Origin of the sequence: Hydrogenophaga pseudoflava, assembly GCF_004353865.1 — a bacterium.
In the GTDB taxonomy this organism is placed as follows: Bacteria; Pseudomonadota; Gammaproteobacteria; order Burkholderiales; family Burkholderiaceae_C; genus Hydrogenophaga; species Hydrogenophaga pseudoflava.
On record NZ_CP037867.1, the window covers coordinates 919,470 to 939,958 of the forward strand.

Annotated in this window: 22 protein-coding genes and 1 pseudogene; 20 read left to right on the forward strand and 3 right to left on the reverse strand. The window is 69.1% G+C overall.

The features are described from left to right. Genes HPF_RS04530 through HPF_RS04545 form a run of 4 tightly spaced genes read left to right on the forward strand, consistent with a single transcriptional unit; the run spans nucleotide 1 to nucleotide 4,167 of the window. Nucleotides 1-957 (forward strand): aspartate carbamoyltransferase catalytic subunit, encoded by a 957-nt coding sequence (locus tag HPF_RS04530; RefSeq protein ID WP_127803507.1) that lies wholly within the window; start codon nucleotides 1-3, stop codon nucleotides 955-957. Continuing rightward, nucleotides 954-2,084 (forward strand): histidinol-phosphate transaminase, encoded by a 1,131-nt coding sequence (gene hisC, locus HPF_RS04535; protein ID WP_133155869.1) that lies wholly within the window; start codon nucleotides 954-956, stop codon nucleotides 2,082-2,084. The genes HPF_RS04530 and hisC overlap by 4 nt, the downstream gene beginning before the upstream one ends. Then, nucleotides 2,081-3,418 (forward strand): dihydroorotase, encoded by a 1,338-nt coding sequence (locus tag HPF_RS04540; RefSeq protein WP_133155870.1) that lies wholly within the window; start codon nucleotides 2,081-2,083, stop codon nucleotides 3,416-3,418. The genes hisC and HPF_RS04540 overlap by 4 nt, the downstream gene beginning before the upstream one ends. Then, nucleotides 3,415-4,167 (forward strand): lysophospholipid acyltransferase family protein, encoded by a 753-nt coding sequence (locus HPF_RS04545; protein ID WP_133155871.1) that lies wholly within the window; start codon nucleotides 3,415-3,417, stop codon nucleotides 4,165-4,167. Before HPF_RS04540 ends, HPF_RS04545 begins: the two co-directional genes overlap by 4 nt. 9 nt (nucleotides 4,168-4,176) lie before the next feature. Here HPF_RS04545 and HPF_RS04550 read toward each other — a convergent pair whose 3' ends face one another. After that, nucleotides 4,177-4,821, reverse strand: coding sequence for a glutathione S-transferase family protein (locus tag HPF_RS04550; RefSeq protein ID WP_066158691.1), 645 nt, complete (start codon nucleotides 4,819-4,821; stop codon nucleotides 4,177-4,179). A gap of 97 nt (nucleotides 4,822-4,918) precedes the next feature. Here HPF_RS04550 and HPF_RS04555 point away from each other — a divergent pair, with 97 nt between their 5' ends. From HPF_RS04555 to HPF_RS04580, 6 genes are all read left to right on the forward strand, one after another. Then, entirely contained in the window at nucleotides 4,919-5,314 is a 396-nt protein-coding gene (locus HPF_RS04555) for a DUF2946 domain-containing protein (RefSeq protein ID WP_066158686.1), read from the forward strand. A 105-nt stretch (nucleotides 5,315-5,419) separates the two neighbouring features. Then, nucleotides 5,420-6,034 (forward strand): SCO family protein, encoded by a 615-nt coding sequence (locus tag HPF_RS04560; RefSeq protein ID WP_127803498.1) that lies wholly within the window; start codon nucleotides 5,420-5,422, stop codon nucleotides 6,032-6,034. 43 nt (nucleotides 6,035-6,077) lie between these two features. Then, on the forward strand, nucleotides 6,078-6,557 hold the full coding sequence (locus HPF_RS04565) for a copper chaperone PCu(A)C (protein WP_079364504.1): 480 nt from the start codon (nucleotides 6,078-6,080) through the stop codon (nucleotides 6,555-6,557). Nucleotides 6,558-6,577: 20 nt separating this feature from the next. Continuing rightward, entirely contained in the window at nucleotides 6,578-6,985 is a 408-nt protein-coding gene (locus HPF_RS04570) for a DUF2946 family protein (RefSeq protein ID WP_079364505.1), read from the forward strand. Nucleotides 6,986-7,066: 81 nt separating this feature from the next. Beyond that, complete coding sequence (locus HPF_RS04575) at nucleotides 7,067-7,702, forward strand: cyclic nucleotide-binding domain-containing protein (RefSeq protein WP_079364506.1); 636 nt, start codon at nucleotides 7,067-7,069, stop codon at nucleotides 7,700-7,702. 17 nt (nucleotides 7,703-7,719) lie between these two features. After that, a complete protein-coding gene (locus tag HPF_RS04580) occupies nucleotides 7,720-9,105 on the forward strand; it encodes a PepSY-associated TM helix domain-containing protein (protein WP_207959305.1) in 1,386 nt (461 codons plus the stop codon). A gap of 12 nt (nucleotides 9,106-9,117) precedes the next feature. Here HPF_RS04580 and pcp read toward each other — a convergent pair whose 3' ends face one another. After that, nucleotides 9,118-9,786 carry a pyroglutamyl-peptidase I gene (gene pcp / locus HPF_RS04585; RefSeq protein ID WP_066158669.1) on the reverse strand — a complete coding sequence of 223 codons (669 nt, stop codon included), beginning with the start codon at nucleotides 9,784-9,786 and terminating at the stop codon, nucleotides 9,118-9,120. 7 nt (nucleotides 9,787-9,793) lie between these two features. Beyond that, a complete protein-coding gene (locus HPF_RS04590) occupies nucleotides 9,794-10,900 on the reverse strand; it encodes an ABC transporter ATP-binding protein (protein ID WP_066158666.1) in 1,107 nt (368 codons plus the stop codon). A gap of 34 nt (nucleotides 10,901-10,934) precedes the next feature. On the opposite strand from HPF_RS04590, the gene HPF_RS04595 reads away from it, so the two are divergent. The 10 genes and pseudogenes from HPF_RS04595 to HPF_RS04640 all read left to right on the forward strand — a co-directional run bounded on the left by HPF_RS04595 (nucleotide 10,935) and on the right by HPF_RS04640 (nucleotide 20,231). Next, on the forward strand, nucleotides 10,935-12,545 hold the full coding sequence (locus HPF_RS04595) for an ABC transporter permease (protein WP_066158660.1): 1,611 nt from the start codon (nucleotides 10,935-10,937) through the stop codon (nucleotides 12,543-12,545). 120 nt (nucleotides 12,546-12,665) lie between these two features. Next, nucleotides 12,666-13,871, forward strand: a complete 1,206-nt coding sequence (locus tag HPF_RS04600) for a tyrosine-type recombinase/integrase (RefSeq protein WP_133155873.1) — start codon at nucleotides 12,666-12,668, stop codon at nucleotides 13,869-13,871. A 621-nt stretch (nucleotides 13,872-14,492) separates the two neighbouring features. Next, nucleotides 14,493-14,711, forward strand: a complete 219-nt coding sequence (locus HPF_RS04605) for a hypothetical protein (protein ID WP_133155874.1) — start codon at nucleotides 14,493-14,495, stop codon at nucleotides 14,709-14,711. 292 nt (nucleotides 14,712-15,003) lie between these two features. Then, nucleotides 15,004-15,378, forward strand: a pseudogene (locus HPF_RS04610) (JAB domain-containing protein); the annotation flags it as partial. A gap of 13 nt (nucleotides 15,379-15,391) precedes the next feature. After that, the gene (locus tag HPF_RS04615; RefSeq protein ID WP_133155876.1) at nucleotides 15,392-15,658 is read left to right on the forward strand and encodes a hypothetical protein; all 267 of its coding nucleotides are present in this window, start codon (nucleotides 15,392-15,394) and stop codon (nucleotides 15,656-15,658) included. Next, nucleotides 15,655-16,254 (forward strand): hypothetical protein, encoded by a 600-nt coding sequence (locus tag HPF_RS04620; RefSeq protein ID WP_133155877.1) that lies wholly within the window; start codon nucleotides 15,655-15,657, stop codon nucleotides 16,252-16,254. Before HPF_RS04615 ends, HPF_RS04620 begins: the two co-directional genes overlap by 4 nt. A gap of 64 nt (nucleotides 16,255-16,318) precedes the next feature. Then, nucleotides 16,319-16,570, forward strand: coding sequence for a helix-turn-helix transcriptional regulator (locus tag HPF_RS04625; protein WP_243721680.1), 252 nt, complete (start codon nucleotides 16,319-16,321; stop codon nucleotides 16,568-16,570). Nucleotides 16,571-16,623: 53 nt separating this feature from the next. Then, nucleotides 16,624-16,911: a hypothetical protein gene (locus HPF_RS04630; protein ID WP_133155878.1), complete on the forward strand. Its 288-nt coding sequence runs from the start codon at nucleotides 16,624-16,626 to the stop codon at nucleotides 16,909-16,911. A 9-nt stretch (nucleotides 16,912-16,920) separates the two neighbouring features. Then, nucleotides 16,921-17,202 (forward strand): helix-turn-helix domain-containing protein, encoded by a 282-nt coding sequence (locus HPF_RS04635; RefSeq protein ID WP_133155879.1) that lies wholly within the window; start codon nucleotides 16,921-16,923, stop codon nucleotides 17,200-17,202. Next, nucleotides 17,199-20,231, forward strand: coding sequence for a DUF927 domain-containing protein (locus HPF_RS04640; RefSeq protein WP_133155880.1), 3,033 nt, complete (start codon nucleotides 17,199-17,201; stop codon nucleotides 20,229-20,231). Before HPF_RS04635 ends, HPF_RS04640 begins: the two co-directional genes overlap by 4 nt. The last annotated feature ends 258 nt before the right edge of the window (nucleotides 20,232-20,489 follow it).

Genomic DNA, 20,489 nt, shown 5'->3' on the forward strand with positions numbered 1-20,489 from the left:
GTGCCACGCAACCCCCAGCTGAACAAGAACGGCGAGCTGATCCACCTGCTCTCCACCGAAGGCCTCCCGCGCGACATCCTCACGCACATCCTCGACACTGCGTCGAGCTTCGTGAGCGTGAGCGACCGCGAGGTCAAGAAGGTGCCGCTGCTGCGCGGCAAGAGCGTGTTCAACCTGTTCTTCGAGAACAGCACCCGCACCCGTACCACCTTCGACATCGCGGCCACGCGCCTGTCGGCCGACGTCTACACGCTGGACATCGCGCGCAGCTCCACCGCCAAGGGCGAGTCGCTGCTGGACACCATCGCCAACCTGTCGGCCATGGCGGCCGACATCTTCGTGGTGCGCCACAGCGAATCGGGAGCGCCCTATCTCATCGCCCAGCATGTGGCCCCGCACGTGCACGTGGTCAATGCCGGCGACGGCCGCCACGCGCACCCCACGCAGGGCCTGCTGGACATGTACACCATCCGGCACTACAAGAAGGACTTCAGCAAGCTCTCGGTGGCCATCGTCGGCGACGTGCTGCACTCGCGCGTGGCGCGCTCCGACATCCACGCGCTCACCACGCTGGGCTGCCCCGACGTGCGCGTGGTCGGCCCGCGCACCCTGGTGCCCAGCGACCTCTCGCATCTGGGTGTGCGGGTTTGCCACACGCTGGAAGAAGGCATCAAGGACTGCGACGTGGTGATCACCCTGCGGTTGCAGAACGAGCGCATGAGCGGCGCCCTGCTGCCATCGAGCCAGGAGTATTTCAAGAGCTTCGGTCTGACCACCGAGCGCCTGCGCTGGGCCAAGCCGGACGCCATCGTCATGCACCCGGGGCCGATCAACCGCGGCGTCGAGATCGAGTCCGCCGTGGTCGACGGACCGCAGAGCGTGATCCTGCCGCAGGTGACCTTCGGCATCGCCGTCCGCATGGCCGTGCTGGGTATCGTGGCCGGGAACGAGGCATGAGCTCTAGGAAAGAGGCTGCTGCGCGTGCGCTCTGGAGCCCCGCGGTGCGCGGGCTGCACGCCTACGTGCCCGGCGAACAGCCGCAGGGCGCGGGCTGGATCAAGCTCAACACCAACGAGTGCCCGTACCCGCCGTCGCCGCGCGTGCTCGACGCGGTGCGTGATGCAGCTGACGAACGCCTGCGCCTCTACCCCGACCCGACCGCGTTGTCGCTGCGTCAGACCATCGCGAAGCGTTTCGGGCTGACGCCCGAGCAGGTGTTCGTCGGCAACGGCTCCGACGAGGTGCTGGCCCACGCGTTCTGCGCCCTGCTGCGCCACGGCCGGCCTGTGCTGTTCCCGGACGTCAGCTACTCGTTCTACCCGGTGTACTGCGCGCTCTACGGCATCGAGCCGCAGCCGATCCCTCTGGACGATGCCTTCCGCGTGCGCGTGGCCGACTACCGGCGCGGCAACGGCGGCATCGTGCTGCCCAACCCGAACGCCCCGACGGGCATCGCTCTCTCTCTGTCCGAACTGACCCAGCTGCTCGAAAGCAACCCGGGCTCGGTGGTGGTCATCGACGAAGCCTATGTGGACTTCGGCGCGGAGAGCGCCGTGGCGCTGATCAATCGTTTCCCGCAGCTGCTGGTGGTGCGCACGCTGTCGAAGTCGGCCGCTCTGGCCGGGCTGCGCGTCGGTTTTGCCATGGGCCACACCTCGCTGATCGAGGCGCTGCACGTGGTCAAGGACAGCTTCAACTCCTACCCGCTGGACCGGCTGGCGCTGGCCGGCGCGCAGGCGGCCATCGAGGACGACGGGCACCTGCAGGCGCTGTCGGCGCGCATCACCGCCAGCCGCCAGTGGCTGGAACAGCAGCTCGACGGCCTGGGTTTCGACTGCCTGCCGTCGAGCGCCAACTTCCTGTTCGTGCGCCACACCAGCGCGCGCGCGGCCGACCTGTTCAGCGCCCTGCGCGAGCGCCGCATCCTCGTGCGCCACTTCAAGCAGCCCCGCATCGACAACCACCTGCGCATCACCATCGGCACCCAGGTCGAGTGCGAAGCCCTGGTCGATGCGCTGCGCCACATCCTGTCCACGTCCTCTTCCGCCGGGGCCCCGATCTCCGCACCGATAGGCACACCATGAAGATCCTGATCCAGAACGGCCGCGTCATGGACCCGGCCAGCGGCCGCGACGAGCTGGCCGACATCGCGATTGCGGCGGGCCGCATCATCGCCATCGGCAAGATCGCGCCCGACTTCCACCCCAACCGCAGCATCGACGCCTCGGGTCTGGTGGTCGCGCCTGGGCTGGTTGATCTGGCGGTGCGCCTGCGCGAGCCCGGGCAGGAACATGCCGCCATGCTGGAGAGCGAAATGGCCGCGGCCGTGGCCGGCGGCGTCACGTCGCTAGTCTGCCCGCCCGACACCGACCCGGTGCTGGACGAACCGGGCCTGGTGGACATGCTCAAGTTCCGCGCCGAGAAGCTGCACCAGTCGCGCGTGTTCCCGCTGGGCGCGCTCACGCGCGGCCTCAAGGGCGAGGTGCTGACCGAAATGGCCGAGCTCACCGAGTCCGGCTGCATCGGCTTCGGCCAGGCCGAGGTGCCCATCGTCAACGCGCAGGTGCTGCAGCGAGCGCTGCAGTACGCCGCCACCTTCGGCTACACCGTGTGGCTGCGGCCGCAGGATTTCTGGCTCGGCAAGGGTGTCGCTGCCAGCGGCCCGCTGGCCACGCGCATGGGCCTGGCCGGCGTGCCTGCCGCGGCCGAGACCATCGCGCTGCACACCTTGTTCGAGCTGCTGCGCGGCGTGCACAAGAGCAGCCAGTCGGCGGGCGAGAAGGGCGTGCACGTGCACCTGTGCCGCATCAGCAGCGCCGCCGGCCTCGACCTGGTGCGCCAGGCCAAGGCCGAGGGCCTGCCGGTGAGTTGCGATGTCAGCGTGCACAACCTGCACCTGACCGATGTGGACATCGGCTTCTACGACAGCCGCATGCGCCTGCAGCCGCCGCTGCGCCAGCAGCGCGACCGCGAGGCTTTGCGCGCAGGGCTGGCCGACGGCACCATCGATGCCCTGGTGTCCGACCACAACCCGGTGGACGCCGATGCCAAGGTCCTGCCCTTTGCCGAAGCCGAGCCCGGCGCCACCGCGGTGGAGCTGCTGCTGGGGCTGGCCGCCAAGTGGGCGCAGCAGGACGGCCTGGGCCTGATGCAGGCGCTGGCCGTGCTCACCAGTGGCCCGCAGGCCGTGCTGGGCAGTGCGCTGGGCACGCTGCAGCACAGCGTGGGCCAGATCAGCGTGGGCGGCGCGGCCGACCTCTGCCTTTTCGATCCCAACGCCAGCTGGGCGGTGGAACCGGCGGCCTTGCGCAGCCAGGGCAAGCACACGCCGTTCGAAGGCCACGAGATGCCGGCGCGCGTGCGCGCCACGCTGGTGGCCGGCCAGGTGGCCTACGAGGCGGCCCGGGCCGCGGCGTGAGCGGCCGGCGGCGTTCGGCCCTGGCCGCGGGGTGGCGCATCCTGCGCGCCCTGGTCCATGTGCTGCGCGGCCTGTGGATCATCCGCAGCGAATTCGGAAAGCTGACGCCCGAGGCGACCGACCTGCTGGTGCGCGAGTGGACCCGCCAGATGCTGGGCATCCTGGGCGTCACGCTGCAGGTGCGCGGCACGCCGCCGGTGCACGGCCCCCTGCTGGTGGTGGCCAACCACATTTCTTGGCTCGACATTCTGGTGATGAACGCGGCGCGGCCGTCGCACTTCGTGTCCAAGGCCGACGTCAAGGCCTGGCCGGTGATCGGTGCGCTGGTGACCGGCGCGGGCACGCTCTACATCGAACGCGAGAGCCGGCGCGACGCCATGCGCGTGGTGCACAAGATGGCCGAACATCTGCGCGGTGGTGACATCCTGGCGGTGTTTCCCGAGGGCACGACCGGCGACGGCCAGACCCTGCTGCCCTTCCACGCCAACCTGATCCAGGCCGCGATCGCGGCCGAAGCGCCGGTGCTGCCGGTGGGGCTGAGCTATGTCGATCCGGTGCACGGTCGGCGTCACGACGCGCCGCTGTTCATCGGCGATACCACGCTGCTGCAGTCGCTGTGGAACACACTGCGCGCCACCGACGTGGTGGCGGTGGTGCACTACGGCGAACCACAGCGCGCCCAGGGCCGCGACCGACGCACCTGGGCGCAGAACCTGCGCGATGCGGTGACCGCACTGCGCGAGGGCTGATTTTTCTGACTACGCTTTCGCGCGCGCCAGCATCAGTTCGGTGTTGGCCTTGCGGTCGGCGTTGACCTTCTGCACCGCAGGGCGTTCACCGATGCGCCTGAGGTAGTCGCGCACCGGCAGGTCCGCCAGCACGTCCTTGCCATAGATGATCTTGCTGGCGCTGCTGACCAGCGGCAGGTGCACCGCGGCGCCCACATCGGCCAGCGTGAATTCGGCGCCGCCGATGAAGGACGGGAAGCCCGCCAGCGTGGCGAACGCGGCCACGTTCTTCTCCAGCTGCTGGGCCGTCTTCTCCTTGGCCGCGTCGCTGATCTTGCCGCCGAAGAAGGCCTCGGGGTAGAGGTTGCGCGCCACCAGCTCCAGGTGCAGCTCGATGAAGCGCAGCAGTTCGCGCGCCTTGGCCGCGGCGAACGGGTCTGCCGGCAGCAGCGGGTGCTGCGGGTACTTCGCTTCCAGGTATTCGAGGATCACGGTCGACTCGCACAGCGGGCCTTCGTCGGTCTTCAGGTAGGGCACCTTGCCCAGCGGGCTGGCCGCCCGGTCGGTCTGGCCGACCCAGACCAGTTCTTCCTGGAAAGGGACGTCTTTTTCGAGCAGGGCGAGCTTGACCTTGTTGTAGTAGTTGCTGGCCGAGAAGCCGCAGAGGGTGAGCATGGGGTGTGTCTCCTGGAGGTTGGGCGAACAGCGGCATCGTAGGGGCCGCGGGTTCCGGGATGCGTCGCCCACAGGACCGCGCTGTTAACATCGCGCGATGTCTTTCCTGCGCCTGCGTCGCCGTTTTGCCGCCTGGCTGGCCCTTGTGGCCATGCTGCTGGGCGCACTCGCGCCGACCATCGCGCAGGCCCGGATGGGCGGCAGCGACCGCGCCGACTGGCTGGAAATCTGCACCACCACCGGCATGGTCTGGGTCCAGGCCGACACCGGCGAACTGGCGCAGAAGATCGATGGCCAGCCCGCTGGCTCCGATGCCAGCCCGCACTGCCCCTGGTGCACCCTGCACGGTGGCGCCAGCGGCCTGCCCCCGGTGGAGGCCGTGGCCATGCTGCCCGCCCCGCTGGCCGAACAGCCTTCGGCGTTCTACCGCGCCCCCCTGACCGACACGGTCTGGGCGACCGCCCGTTCCCGGGCGCCTCCGCTGAGCCTCTGAAAACCCGCGCCGTGGCGCGCTCCTGCGGGAGTGCGCCTGTGTTGTCCGTTTTTCGGGGGTGCCATGCCTCTCGCGTCCGTTTCCTCTTCGCTGTTTTCACGCGCCATGAGCCGTCGACAGAGCCTGCTGTGGCTCGCAGCCGGTGCCGCCGGTCTGCTGTCGGGCTGTGACCGGCTGTCCCCTGGTGGCCAACCGGCGACGCCCTCGTTCAAGGGCATCGACATCACCGGGGCCGACTACGCCCGCGGTTTTTCGCTGACCGACTTCAACGGGCAGACCCGCACCCTGGCCGACTTCCAGGGCCGGGTCGTGATGCTGTACTTCGGCTTCGTGCAGTGCCCCGATGTCTGTCCGACGGCGCTCACGCGCGCCGCGGCGGTGATGGAGCGGCTGGGCCCCCGGGCCGGCGATCTGCAGGTGGTCTTCGTGACCGTGGACCCGGAGCGCGACACGCCTGAGCTGCTGCGCGAGTACATGGCCGCCTTCCACCCCAGCTTCCTGGCCCTGACCGGCAATGCCGAGCAGATCGCGCAGACCGCGAAGGACTTCCGCGCTTTCTACAAGAAGGTGCCCACCGGCAGCAGCTACACCATGGACCACACGGCGCTGAGCTACCTGTTCGACCGCCAGGGCCGCATCCGCGTGGCGCTGCGGCACGAACAGACCGCCGACGACTACACCGCCGACGTCCTGGCGCTGCTGGATGCGCCAGTGCCCTGATCCCTTTTCCCCAACCCCGTTTTTTCAACCCCAAGGAGTCCCCATGAAACACCTCATCAGCATTGCCCTCATCGCCGCGTCGGCCAGCGCCTTTGCACAGTCCTCGGTCGAGATCAAGGACCCCTGGGTCCGCGCGACCGTGGCCCAGCAGAAGGCCACCGGCGCCTTCATGCAGCTCACCGCCAAGGCCGACAGCAAGCTGGTCGAGGTCCAGTCGCCGGTGGCCGGCGTGGTCGAGATCCACGAGATGGCGATGGACAACAACGTGATGAAGATGCGCCAGATCCCCGGCCTGGCGCTGCCGGCCGGCAAGGCGGTCGAGCTCAAGCCTGGCGGCTACCACGTGATGCTGCTGGACCTGAAGGCCCAGGTGAAGGAGGGCGACGTGGTGCCGGTGACGCTGGTGTTCGAAGGCAAGGACGGCAAGCGCGAAACCGTCGAGGTCAAGGCCCCGGCCAAGCCGCTGGCTACCATGCCCGCCATGGCCAACAAGCCCGTACCGGCCGCCGAGCACAAGCACTGAGGCCCTGAGCCGCGCGCCCGATGACCCTGCTGTCCTGGCACCGCCTGTCCCGACGCCTGTCGGGCGGGCTGCTCGCCGCCCTGCTGCTGGCCACGCTGGCGCCCGCGGTCTCGCGCGCGCTCGCGGCCGGGCCGCCGCAGGACGGGCAGGACTGGGTCGAGCTCTGCACCGCGCAGGGCATGCAGTGGGTGCTGGCGAGCGAGCTAAGCGGCGACTCGGCCGCAGGCCCCGACGGTGAGCGTACGGGCGCGCTGGACCTGTGCGGCCACTGCACGCTCGCAGCCGAGCGGTTTGCGCCCCTGCTTCCGAACTGGCCCGCGCTGCCCGCGGTGGTGGCGAGCTGGCCCACCCCGTTCTTCTTCTCCACCGACCTCCGGTCCGCCGAGGCGCCCCGCGCCGCCGCGCGCGGCCCGCCGCTCCAGGGCTGATTCACCGGCGGGCCTGTCCCGCCTCGTCGGCCGCGGTGCACCGATGCACTCGGCCTCGTGAAGTCCGTTTCTGGAGTTGCCATGTCGAACCCTGTGAAAGAACCGGTGCGCCTGTGCGCCGGTCAAGACCCCCTTTTCAAGGCCGGTGCCACCGGTGGCCTGTGGCGCGTGCTCGACGGCACGGTGCGCCTGGACCGCGAGAGCGGCCCGTCCCGTCTGCCGGTGCTGATCGCCCTGCCGGGCGATCTGGTGGGCATCGAGTCGCTGTGTGACCAGCCCTACCAGTTCACCGCCATTGCCTTCACCGACTGCCGGCTGGCCCTGGTGCCGGTGACCACCGAGACCGAGCGCGAGGCCCTGCTGCGCGAGGCCCTGTTCCAGCAGCAGATGCGCACCCAGGACATGGCCACGCTGCGCACCGGCAACGTGCTGTCCCGGCTGGCCTGCCTGCTCCAGTTGCTCGGCCTGCCCTGGCAGGGCGCACAGGCGGCCGACGAGGCGCGTGCGGACGCGCTGCGCTCGGCCCTGCCTGCCCTGCGCGAGCTGGCCCAGATGGTGGACGCCAAGGCCGAAACCGTCTGCCGCGGCCTGGCCCAGCTGCTGCCTCCGCGCCGCCGCAAGAGCGGACCGGCCCGTGTCCACCCGCTGCCCCCGGTCGCGCCGACAGGGCTCGCGCCCTGGGTGTCGCCGTCCATGGCCATCGGCGCCCTGTCATGAACCTTCAGAAACCCCCCATGCCACCCACCACCCCCCCGACGCTGGGCAAGTTCCACATGCTGGCCTGGCGCTGGCACTTCTACGCCGGCCTCTGCGTCGTGCCCTTCCTCACCATGCTGGCCGTCACCGGCCTGGTGATGGTGTTCTTCACCGGCTTCCAGCACCGCCTGGGCCTGAACATCGACGTGCAGCCGCAGGCGACCTCCGTCCCGGTCGGCGCCATGGCGCAGGCGGTGCTGGCCCAGCGGCCCGGCGCGCAGCTCAAGGAGGTCGTGGCGCCGAAGTCCGACACGCGGCCGGCCTGGTTCGTGGTGACAGCGGACGGGCGCGACGAGGCCGTGGCCGCCAACCCCTACACCGGCGAGCTGCTGCGCACCGTGGACAAGGAGCGCACCGTGTTCGCCTGGGCCGAGAAGATCCACGGCACGCTGCTGCTCGGTGACCTGGGCGACCGGCTGATCGAGATCGCCGCCGGCCTGGGCATCGTGCTCATCGTCACCGGCGCCTACATGGCCTGGCCGCGCGGTGGGCAGGGCTGGACCCGGGTGCTGCTGCCCGACCTCTCGGCCAGGGGCCGCAGCGCCTGGAAGTCGCTGCACGTGAGCGTGGCCTTCTGGGGCGGCCTGGTGCTGGCCTTCTTCCTGCTGACGGGACTGGCCTGGGCGGGCATCTGGGGCGGCCACTTCGTGCAGCCCTGGGGCAGCTTTCCGGCCATCAAGTGGGACGACGTGCCGAAGTCCGACGCGACGCACGCGGCGCTCGCCACCCCAGGCCTGAAGGAAGTGCCCTGGGGGCTGGAGCAGACGCCGATGCCGGCCTCCGGCTCCAGCGCTGGCCGGCCGGGCATCCCCGCCGGCCAGCCGGTCAACCTCGACACGGTTGACGCCTACGCGCGCTCCATCGGCTTTGGCGGCCAGTTCCACATCGCCGTTCCTCAGGACGACACCGGCGTCTTCAGCATCAGCGCAGACAGCATGAGCGGCGACCTGAGCGACCCGACCGGCGACCGCTTCGTGCACCTGGACCAGTACACCGGCCGCGTGCTGGCCGAAGCTGCATTCGCCGACTACTCGCCCATGGCCAAGCTCATGGCCGTGGGCATCGCGCTGCACCAGGGCGACATGGGCCTGTGGAGCGCCTGGGCCAACGTGCTGTTCTGCCTGGCGGTGCTCTTCCTGTGCGTCAGCGGCATCGTGATGTGGTGGAAGCGCCGGCCCGCGAACGCCGGTCGTCTGGTGGCGCCGCGCGCACCCGCCGACGCCGCGCTCTGGAAAACCGGTGCGGTGGTGATGCTGGCGGTGGCGCTGGCGTTCCCGCTCTCGGGCGCGGTGCTGGTGGCGGTGCTGCTGCTGGACGGCTTGCTGATTTCGCGCATCCCGGCGCTCAAGCAGCGCCTGAACTGAAGCGGAGCGGGATCAGTCCAGCGCGCCGCCCACGCGCTGCAGGTCGCCCCGGCCTCGCCACTGCAACGCTGTGGCCAGCAGGTGCTGCACGGCGTGCACCTGGGTGTCCAGCGGGAGCGCGAAGGCCCTGGGGCGCTCCGCGACCTGCTCGGGCAGCCAGGGCAGGTGCACGAAGCCGGCCTGCACGCTGCGGCGGCGCCGCAGGGCGTGCATCAGGCCATAGAACAGGTGGTTGCAGACGAAGCTGCCGGCGCTCAGCGACTCAGCCGCCGGCACGTCCTTGGCCTGCAGCGCCGCCACCAGGGCCTTGACCGGCAGGCGGCTGAAGTAGGCCGCCGGTGCGCCTGGCAGCACCGCACGGTCCAGCGGCTGCGCGCCCGCGTTGTCCGGGATGCGCGCGTCGTCCCGGTTGACGGCGATGCGCTCCACCGTCACGCCTTCGCGTCCGCCGGCCTGTCCGAGGCAGAGCACCAGGGCGGGTCGCTGAGCCGCCAGCTCCTGCTCCAGTGCGGCGATGGCGTCACCGAACACACAGGGCAGCACCAGAGAGGTCACCGGCCGGCCGCCGATGTGCTGGCCGTGCAGGGCCTGCGCGACGAGCGCGCTGGGGTTGAGGCGTTCGCCACCGAACGGCTCGAAGCCGGTGAGCAGGATGGACGGCGTGGTCCGGGCACCCGCCACCGGGGCCTCAGCGCAGGTGCACGCCCGGCGCGGGCGGCGTGGTCGCCGTGGCGCCGCGCTCGAAGGTGACCACGTGGTCGACCTCGGCCCGGATGCCGATCCACTCGCCCACCGCGTGGTTGTGGTGCGAGGGCACGTGCGTCATCAGCGTCTCACCGCTGGACAGGCGCAGCGTGTAGAGGAACTCGGAGCCGCGGAAGGCCTTGCGCACGATCTGCGCCTTCACCGGCGCCTCGTCGTCGTGCACGATGTCGTCGGCGCGCAGCAGCACGTCGCACAGCCCGGCCTCGTAGGCCGAGGGCAGCGGGCATTCCTCGACATCCAGCAGCGCGCCCATGGGCGTCTGCACGATCACCTCGCCGGCCACCTGCTGGATCTGTGCCGGCGCGAACACGCCGTGGCCGATGAACTCGGCCACGAAGCGCGTGGCGGGCCGGTGGTAGAGCGCGTAGGCGTCGTCCCACTGGTGCAGGTGACCCTGGTGCATGACGCCGATCAGGTCGCCGATGGCGAAGGCTTCCAGCTGGTCGTGGGTGACGAAGAGGGCGGTGGCACCGGCGGCCTTGAGGATGCCGCGCACCTCGTGCGCCAGCCGCTCGCGCAGGTCGACGTCGAGGTTGGAGAAGGGTTCGTCGAGCAGCAGCAGCCGGGGGTGCGGAGCCAGGGCGCGGGCCAGGGCCACGCGCTGCTGCTGGCCGCCGGAGAGTTCGTGCGGGTAGCGCGCCTGCATGCCGTCCAGGCCCACCAGCGCCAGTACCTCGGCCACGCGCTGCTCGCGTTCGGCGCGCGGCAGTTTGGCGATGCCGAAGGCCACGTTGCGGCCGACGTCGAGGTGGGGGAACAGCGCATAGTCTTGGAACACCATGCCGATGCGCCGCCGCTCGGCGGGCACGTGCAGCGAGCCGTCGCTGACGGTTTCGCGCTCCAGCGTGATGCTGCCGGCGTGTGCACGTTCCAGTCCGGCGACCGCGCGCAGCAGCGTGGTCTTGCCGCAGCCCGAGGGCCCGATCAGCACGCCGATGTCGCCCGCACGAAGGCCGAGCGACACGCCGTCCACTGCGGGGTGGGACGAGCCGGAGTACTTGACGCTGAGCTGGCTGACTTGGAGGAACATGGTGGTCCATTGTAGATAACTACAATTCTCATTTGTGTTGTCCCGCATTTCCTCCACCGTTGGTCTGCTGCTGCTGGCCCTGGCGCTGACCCTGCCGGTGCTGGCGCTGCTGGCGTCCTGGTCCCAGTTCGACGCCGCGGCGCGCGAGGTGCTCGCGGAAATGTCGCGCACCGTGCTGCCGGACTACACCGTCACCTCGGTGGTGCTGTGCCTGAGCGTGGCGCTGGGTGTCGCGGTGGTGGGCATGGCCACCGCCAGCGCCGTCACCCTGTTCGACTTTCCCGGGCGGCGCGTGTTCGAGTGGGCGCTGCTGCTGCCGCTGGCCATGCCGGCCTATGTGGTGGCCTACGCCTACACCGACTTCCTGCAGTTCAGCGGTCCGCTCCAGGTCTGGATGCGCGAGAGCTTCGGCCTGCGCGGGCGGGTGTTCCCCGAGATCCGCAACACGCCCGGCGCGGTCTGGGTCTTCACCTTCTCGCTTTACCCCTATGTCTACCTGCTGGCGCGCACGGCACTGACCGAGCGCGCGGCGCAGCTGATGGAGGCTGCCCGCCTGCTGGGTGCGCCGCTGTCGCGCCGCATCCGCGAGGTGGCGCTGCCGCTGGCGCGGCCGGCGGTGGCGGCCGGTGTGGCGCTGGCACTGATGGAGACGCTGGCCGACTTCGGCGTGGCCAGCTACTTCGGCATCCAGACCTTCACCGCCGGCATTTACAAGGCCTGGCTGTCCATGGACATGCCGCTGGCGGCGGCGCAGCTGGCCACCATGCTGCTGGCGCTGGTGGCGCTGCTGCTGTGGCTGGAGCGGCGCGCGCAGCAGCGCATGCGCTTTGCCTCGCTGCGCGGCCAGCGCGCCGGCAGCGCCGACGCGCAGCCGGTGCCGCTGTCGGGCGGGCGGTCCGCGCTGGCCTGGCTGGCCTGCGCGCTGCCCATTCTGTTTGGTTTCGTGCTGCCGGTGCTGTTCATGCTGCGCCCGCTGATCGGCGGCTGGGAAGAACTGCCCTGGACCTCGTTCGTGCAGTGGGCCGGCAACAGCGTGCGCCTGGCCGCCATCAGCGCGGCGGCGGCCACGGTGCTGGCCCTGGTGCTGGCGTTTGCCGTGCGCACCCGGCCCGGTCCGCTGACTCGGGGTGTGGTGCAACTGGCGGGGCTGGGCTATGCGGTGCCGGGCGCGGTGATCGTGGTCGGCCTGCTGCTGCCGGTGGGCTGGGCGCAGAAGGCCTTTCCCGATGGCAGCATCGGCTACTGGGTGACCGCCACCGTGATGGGCATCGTCTGGGCCTACCTGGTTCGCTTCACGGCGGTGGCCCTGCAATCGGCGCAAAGCGGCTATGCGCGCATCCCGGCCAGCCTGGACGACTCGGCCCGCATGCTCGGCACCACCGGTGCCGCGCTGGCCGCCCGCGTGCACTGGCCGCTGCTGCGGCGCACGACGGCGGCGGCGGCGCTGCTGGTGTTTGTGGACGTGATGAAGGAACTGCCGGCCACCCTGGTGCTGCGGCCCTTCAACAGCGACACCCTGGCGGTGGTGGCCTACCAGCTGGCGCGCGACGAGCGCCTGGGGGAAGCGGCCTTGCCGGCCCTAACGCTGGTGCTGGTGGGCCTGGTGCCGGTGATCATGCTTTCGCGCACGCTGCGCCAGCGCTGAGTGGTACACCAACAGGAACCGCACGTAGTGGGCTAGGGTGTTGATTTACAACGCCTAGGGGCTGTTGGCACAATGGTTGTGCCCCCAAAAATGCCCCCAGACTTGCAAGGATGCCCCGCCATGAAGCTGACCGACGCCAAGCTGCGAACCCTGACCGAACCCGGCAAACACTTTGACGGCGGCGGCCTGTACCTGGAAGTGACCACGACCGGGGGCAGGTACTGGCGCCTGAAATACCGCCACGGCGGCAAAGAGAAGCGGCTGGCCCTGGGTGTGTACCCCGAGGTGACGCTGGCCGACGCCCGCAAGGGACGCGAGCGGGCACGCGAAGAGCTGGCAGCCGGCAACGACCCGGGCGAGCTGCGCAAGGCGGCGAAGGTCAAGGCCACACACGAGGCCGTCAACACCCTGCAGGCCGTGGCCGAAGCATGGATGCAGCACCAGGCGCAACGCTGGGACCCTGTGACCGCCGAACGCATCCGGGCATCGCTGGCGGCCGATGTGTTCACCGTTCTGGGGGCACGCCCGCTGGCCAGCATCCGGCCGGGCGAGGTCATGGCCGTGGTGAAGAAGATCGAGGCACGCGGGGCCAGCGACCAGGCCGGCCGCGTCCTGCAGCGGGTCAAGGCTGTGTACCGCTGGGCCGTGACGCATGAGCGCATCGAATCGAATCCCATGCTTGATCTGGTGCCCTCTGAGATCCTCAAGCCCCGGCAGGTGCACCACCGGGCGGCCCTGTCCGACCGTGACCTGCCCGAGTTCCTGGGCAAGCTGGACGCCTACGAGGGCGACCCCCACACCGTCAACGCATTGCGCCTGCTGATGCTGACCGCCACGCGGCCCGGTGAAGTGCGCGGCGCCCGCTGGGCAGAGTTCGACCTGGACGCGGCTCTGTGGATCATCCCGGCCGAGCGCATGAAGATGCGCACCGAACACCGCGTGCCCTTGTGCCGGCAGGCGCTGGAAGTGCTGCGCACCATGCAGGGCCTGAGCGGTGGCCGTGACCTGGTGTTCCCTTCGCCCTTCTACCCGTCCAAGCCCCTGAGCGAAAACACCTTCAATTCGGCCCTGGCCCGCATGGGCTTCAAGAACGCCGCCACCGCCCACGGCTTCCGCGCCCTGTTCTCGACCGTGGTCAACGAAACCGGATGGAACCCGGATGTGATCGAGCGCCAGCTGGCGCACAAGGAACGCAACGGCGTGCGGGCGGCATACCACCGCAGCACATACATGCAAGACCGCGAACGCCTGATGCAGTGGTGGGCGGACTACCTTGACGGGCGCAAGGCCGGCAACGTGGTGAAGCTGCCTCAGCGGGCCGCCTGATGCACACGTCTGCACCGTCACCCCAGACCATTCCCGGCGAAACACCGGGGACACCGGGGACAAACCGGCGAAACCCAGCAACCATGCGGGCTGCAGGCCGACATGACACCGGGGACAAACCGGGGACATATAGGGGACAGACCGGGGACACTCACTCACCTACAGCCAGCCCCGGCCCCACGCCCTGCCACCAGTCCCACGGGCAGGCCCTCGACCTGGTGCAGCTGGTCGGCCAACGCCAGCCCCTGGCCCTGATCGCCAGCCCCAAGCCTCAGCACCCCAGCCCGCCCGGCTGTACAGCCGCACCGCGCCGGCCGCTTGCGCACTTAGCCGGAATGCAGCGCAAGGGCACTTCCCCTGGCGCCAGTTCATCGCGCCGCGTGCACCTGTGGATAACTTTCCAGACGTGCACGCATACGTATTTGCTCAAAAAACAGGCGGTGTGGACAAGTTCGCAAGCCCATGATTCGCAAAGAGTTTTCCCGATAATGTGCAATACTTGTTCAATAGCGCATATTCGACAACGGGCGTTATGTAAACAAAGTGTGCTGTATCGTGCGTATTCAGCACACTATCGGGAAAACCAAGTATCATGCCCCGACACGCCAAAAGGTGCAACACATGACCATTGAAGAGTTTGACGCGGCACTGTCCGCCCTGGGCTGGAAGGTGGCCGACTTCTGCCGCGCCACCGGCCTGCATCGCAACACCCCGAGCCGCTGGCGCACCGAGGGCGTGCCCATTCCCGAGTGGGTGCCCAAGCACCTGGGGCTGCTGCAGGATGTGCAGCGCCTGCATGCCGCCTACCTGGTGCCTCCGAGCCCCACGGCGGCCGACTGATACCCGCCATGCCCAGCGGCGGCCCTGAGCTGGGCACAAAAGGCGGCGGGGCCTGGTGGTACGAACACCGGCCCCGCCTGACCATCATCAAAACGGAGCTTTGACAATGGCTGTTGCCGAATCTACCCCACGCCGAACCCGCCCACGTGCGCGAGTGGAGGCACGCGAGCTGGTGCCCTGCTACCGGGCGGGCGATGGGCCTGCATCCTTCCGCCACGGCATGCCCGAACATGAGCGCAGCGTGGTCGATGCGGCGCTTGCCATCTTGGGGCGCTACCTGGGTGAACCCGGCGCCATGTTCGACAGCCCTGGCGCTGTGCGTGACTTCCTGCGGCTGCACCTGGGGGCAGAGAAAACCGAGGTGTTCGCGGTGCTGTACCTCGATAGCCAAAACCGCGCCATCGCCTTTGAGGCGCCTTTTCATGGCACCGTGACCCGTACCAATGTGTACCCCCGAGAGATTGCGCGAGCGGCCATCGGGCACAACGCGGCGGCGGTGATCCTGGCACACAACCACCCAAGCGGGGTTGCACGCCCTAGCCGGTCGGACGAAGTGCTGACGCAGGCACTCAAGAGTGCCCTGGCCTTGATCGATGTTCGCGTGCTGGATCATTTCATCGTGACCGGTGGCGCCTGCACATCCATGGCAGAGCTGGGACTGGTTTAAGGGAGGCAAGACCATGAACAAGACCGAATCCAAGCCCCTGAACCTGCCCCCCGAGTCGGCCGACCTGCTGGCCGATGCGTGTTCGGAGATTGACCAGCTGGCCCGCATGATCGGGACATGGCCAGACGACCCCGAGACCCTGCTGGCGCTGCGCGGTCTGGCCATTCGCTTGCGCGACCTGAACGGGGTCATGGGGTGGGCACTGTTTCGGGATGGTTCTTTTGACCTGGAAGAGGCCACGCAGACCGTGCGCGGGCCGGGATGGTGGCGGCCCGCATGAAGCCCCAACGTGCCCAGCTGCTTGCCGGATGGCAAGAGCTGTCCGAGCTGACCGCCATCATCGGTGATGAGCGGGAGACGCAAAGGCTTCTGTTTGTCTGGACTGGCATGGCCAGCATGTTTGCCGGTGAGCGTGACGAATTCTTTACTGGCCCCTTCCCTGAGACCGACGCGGAGCGGGTCAAAAAGATGCGCTCCGCCGTCGAACACATTGACGCTCTTCTGCCCCTGCTTGATCGGCGCATGGCATGGCTTATCGCAGTGCAGACGCCTGGCTTTGACGATGGGCCGGAAGTGGCGCACCAGACCGAGGACAGATTAGATGGACTGGGGCAGTCTCTAGCCGCCCTTCGCCTCGACATAGAGCGGGCGGCAGTCGCCATCAAGCCTAAAAAGGGGCGCCCCCTTCGTCCCACGCCGCCTTTAATGCTCCTGGTGTCACTGACGGGCAGTCTTGAGGAGTTGGGTGTTCCTTTCAGCGATGCTGAAAACTCCAAGATGGTTCGAGCTGTGCGGCTGTTCTGGCAAGCGGCCGGATTGGACGGCGACCCGAGGGACCATATCCGCAGCCTCAAGACCAGGAGGGAGGGGGCTTAATTGGGTTTGCGGGGATGAATTGAGCCCCTTAGCGTGCTGAGCCGCACGCGGAAAACTGCGCACCGTGTTCAACTTTCACGGAGCGCAACAAGTGCAAACCAGTTCAAACCCCACGCCCGCAAAGCCTGAAAAGCTGCTGCGGCTTCCCGAGGTCGAAAGCCTGACCGGCCTCAAAAAATCCAGCATCTATGCGGGCATGAAGGCCAGCCCGCCGACCTTCCCCCACTGCGTGCGCCTGTCCGTCCGGGCTGTGGCCTGGCGTGAGTCCGACATTGCGACCTGGCAGGCACAGCGCCAGCAAGGCGGGGGCCAATGATGGGCAAGGCATCGAACCGAAAGAAGGCCGCCCGACCTGGTGGGGGTGCAGACGTGCACACGCAAATCGCGGCAGAGGCCGAAGCGGTGCGCAACAAGGACCGGCTTGCATTCCAGCCGGCAGAGCGTACGCCCGCCCTCAGTGCGCTACTCGACAGCGCAGCGGCGGCCCTGTCCAAGGCGGTGCCCGCCACCTTTGAGCATGAAGGGCGCCCGTACTACCTGCGGGTTTCGTTCGGCCTGGTGCGCGTCATGGTGTTCGAGACCGCCACGGCATCCGAGCCCATGACTCTGGCAATCACCGGGAGCATGGACGAGTTCGGCCACTTGCCGTACCACTGAGGCGGCGCCATGGACCCGCAACAGCCCCAGCGCCCATACAACGGTATCGCCACCCAGCGGGCCGCCATCCTGGCCCGGCTTGAGCGAGGCCCGGCAACTGGTGCCCAGCTGCAGAGCGAGTGCAACGCACCAGATCCGACGCGGCGCATTCACGAGCTGCGCGAGGCCGGGCACCTGATCGACACCACCCCAACAGCCCAAGAGAACCCGGACGGCACCATCAACACGGTGGGGCTGTACGTGCTGCGCGTCAAAGACACCCGGCAGGCAGAGCTAGACCTGAACACATGACTCCTCAGACACCAATCACGCCCGAGCTGATCCGGCAGGCCCTGGCACACATACCGGCGAACCTGCCGCGCGACGAATGGGCGCGGGTGGGCATGGCCATCAAGAGCGAGTACCCGGACGGCACCGGCTTCGACCTGTTCGACGCATGGAGCGCCAGCGACGTGGACCGCTACGACCGCAAGGCCGTGCAATCGACCTGGCGCAGCATCAAGGCGGGCGGCGGTGTGGCGGTGGCCACGCTGCTGCACCTGGCCAAGGAACACGGCTTCATGCTGCCCAAGACCGGGCAGACGCCGGCCGCGCCATCGGCCGCAGAGCTGGCCGAACGCGAGCGCCAGCGGGCAGAGCGCCAGCGGCAGGAACAGGCCCGCATTGATGCCGGCCACCAGGCAGCGGCCAACCGGGCGGCGGCGCAATGGGAAGAGGCCAGCGAGGCCGGCGCTAGCCCGTACCTTGTGCGCAAGGGCGTGCAACCGCACGGCGTGCGCTTTGCTGCTGGGGGCTGGCTGCTGGTGCCCCTGCGCGACGGCGCCGGCCGGCTGTGGAACCTGCAGCGCATCGCGCCCGCGAAGCCCGACAACAGCGCACCGGAAAAGCTGTTCCTCAAAGGTGGCCGAAAGTCGGGGCTGTGGCACCTGGTGGGCGAGCTGGCCGGCGACGACAACACCGCCCCCGAGGGCGCCGGCCCGGCCGTGCTGCTGATCGCCGAAGGCTACGCCACGGCGGCCACCTTGCACGAGGCCACGGGCTACCCCGTGGCGGTGGCCTTCGACGCCGGCAACCTGCAGCACGTGGCCCGTGCGCTGCGCCAGCTGCACCCGGCCGCCCTGCTGGCCGTGTGTGGCGACGACGACCAGGACACAGAACAGCAGACCGGCACGAACCCTGGCCGCGTCAAGGCGGCAGCGGCGGCCCGTGCGGTGCATGGCCTGGCCCTGTTCCCCAAGGGGTTGCCGGCTGGGGGCTCAGACTTCAACGACCTGGCCGCCCACGTCAACGCCGAACAGGGCGACGGAACGGGGCTTGAGGCGGTGCGGCGCATCGTGGCCGGTGTGATCGAGGCGCACGCGGCGGCACAGTCTGGCGCACAGGGCGCGAAACAGAGCAAGGCAAGGGGGCAGGCAGGGCAGCACCCGAAAAACGGCGCCAGCGCCCCGCCTGCAGCGCCACCAGGTGCACCACCGAACACACCACCGGGCGGGCCTGCCGACCTTGGCGACAAGCCGGCGCCCGAGCCGGGCCGGGAGTGGGACCGCTTCACCGTCACCGATGCTGGCGTGTTCTTCAATGGTGTGGACAGGGAAGGCGAGCCGACGAAACCCGTATGGGTGTGCAGCCGCCTGGACGTGCAAGCCCTGACCCGCGACCAGGACGGGCAGGGCTGGGGCTACCTGCTGACCTTTGGTGATCCGCTGGGGCGACCGAAACAATGGGCCATGCCGGCACGGATGCTGGCCACCGATGGGGGCGAGTACCGGGGCGCCTTGCTGGGGCTGGGGCTTCGCATCGCCACCAGCCCGGCCGCCCGCAACCTGCTGACGCAGTACATCCAGACCCGCGACCCTGGCGAGTACGCCACCTGCACCGATCGCGTGGGCTGGCACCAGAGCGGCGACCGGCTGGCCTTCGTGCTGCCACACGAGACCATCGGCGACGATGCCGAGCGCATTGTTTTCCAGACCGAGAACGCACAGGAAAACACATTCCGCGTGAAGGGCACGGCCGAACAGTGGCGCCAGCGGGTGGCGGCCCTGTGCGTGGGCAATTCGCGCCTGGCCTTCGCTGTGTCGGCCGCCTTCGCTGGCCCGCTGCTGCGCCCGGCTGGTGTGGAGAGCGGGGGCTTTCACTTCCGGGGCGACAGTTCAAGCGGCAAGACGACCGCCCTCAAGGTGGCGGCCAGTGTGTACGGCGGTGCGTCCTACCTGCAGCGGTGGCGCACCACCGACAACGCCCTGGAGGCCATCGCGGCGCAGCACTGCGACGGGCTGCTGATCCTGGACGAACTGGCACAGGTGGACCCCAAGACCGCGGGCGAATGCGCGTACATGCTGGCCAACGAGCAGAGCAAGGCACGGGCAACCCGCACCGGCACACCACGCGCCCGGCTGGCCTGGCGCCTGCTGTTCCTGAGCGCTGGCGAGCTGGGGCTGGCCGACCACATGGCAGAAGGCATGAAGCGAGCCCGCACCGGGCAAGAGGTGCGCATGGCCGACATTCCGGCCGATGCTGGCCGGGGCATGGGGGCTTTCGAGGATCTGCACAACCGCGAAGGTGGGGCCGACTTTGCGCGGCACATCACAGGGCAGGCGGGCACCGTGTATGGCGCCACCGGCCGCGCCTGGCTGCAATGGCTGACCGAGAACGCCGACGGGCTCAAGCCCCGCATTCGGGACGCTGCGGGCAAGCTGGCACGCCAGATCGTGCCCGAGGCTGCGGGCGGGCAGGTTGAACGGGTGGGCGCCCGCTTTGCCCTGGTGGGGGCTGCTGGCGAGCTGGCCACGTCTGCAGGGCTGACAGGCTGGCCACCAGGCGAGGCGGAGCGGGCCGCCCGTGAATGCTTCAATGCCTGGCTGGCCGCCCGTGGTGGCATCGGCAATGGCGAGGTGTCGGCCATGCTGCGTCAGGTGCGCCGCTTCCTGGAAGCGCACGGCGAAGGGCGCTTCACCTGGTGGCACCGGGCGGCCGACGACCACAACGCCAAGACCCTGAACCGGGCCGGCTTGCGGCGCATGCTGAACGAACAGGGCGAGCCGATCAAGACCAACAGCCAGCACCTGGGGGAGTACGGCGACAAGATGCCGGCCGCCTTGGGTGAAACCGTGTCGGTCGAATACTTCGTGCTGTCCGAGGTCTTCAAGGCTGAGATGTGCCAAGGCTTCGACCCGCAGGCCGTGGCCCGTGTCCTGGTCGAATACGAGTGCCTGACCGTGAAGGAGCCCGGCCGTTACAGCGTCAAGGAACGGTTACCGGGGCTGGGGTCGGCCCGCTGCTACCGCATCACGCCGGCTATCTTTGAACTCGACGTGTGAGCCTTGCGAGGCTGGCCCCTGCGGGGGCTGGCCTTGCACCATTGCCCATGGGCTGCGGGCCGCCGATGGGCGGTGGTGGCGGGGGCTTGCTTCGCGCTGCACATGACCGCCTGAGCGTGCACCAGGCACCAGAGACAGAGGGCGCCGCCTGTTGTCTGCACTGCCGTGCACTTCGCTGGAATGAGTTGTCCCCGGTGTCCCCGGCGTTTGGGGGCTTGTCCCCGGTCCGACCGGGGACAGAAAACACAAGGCAGGGCA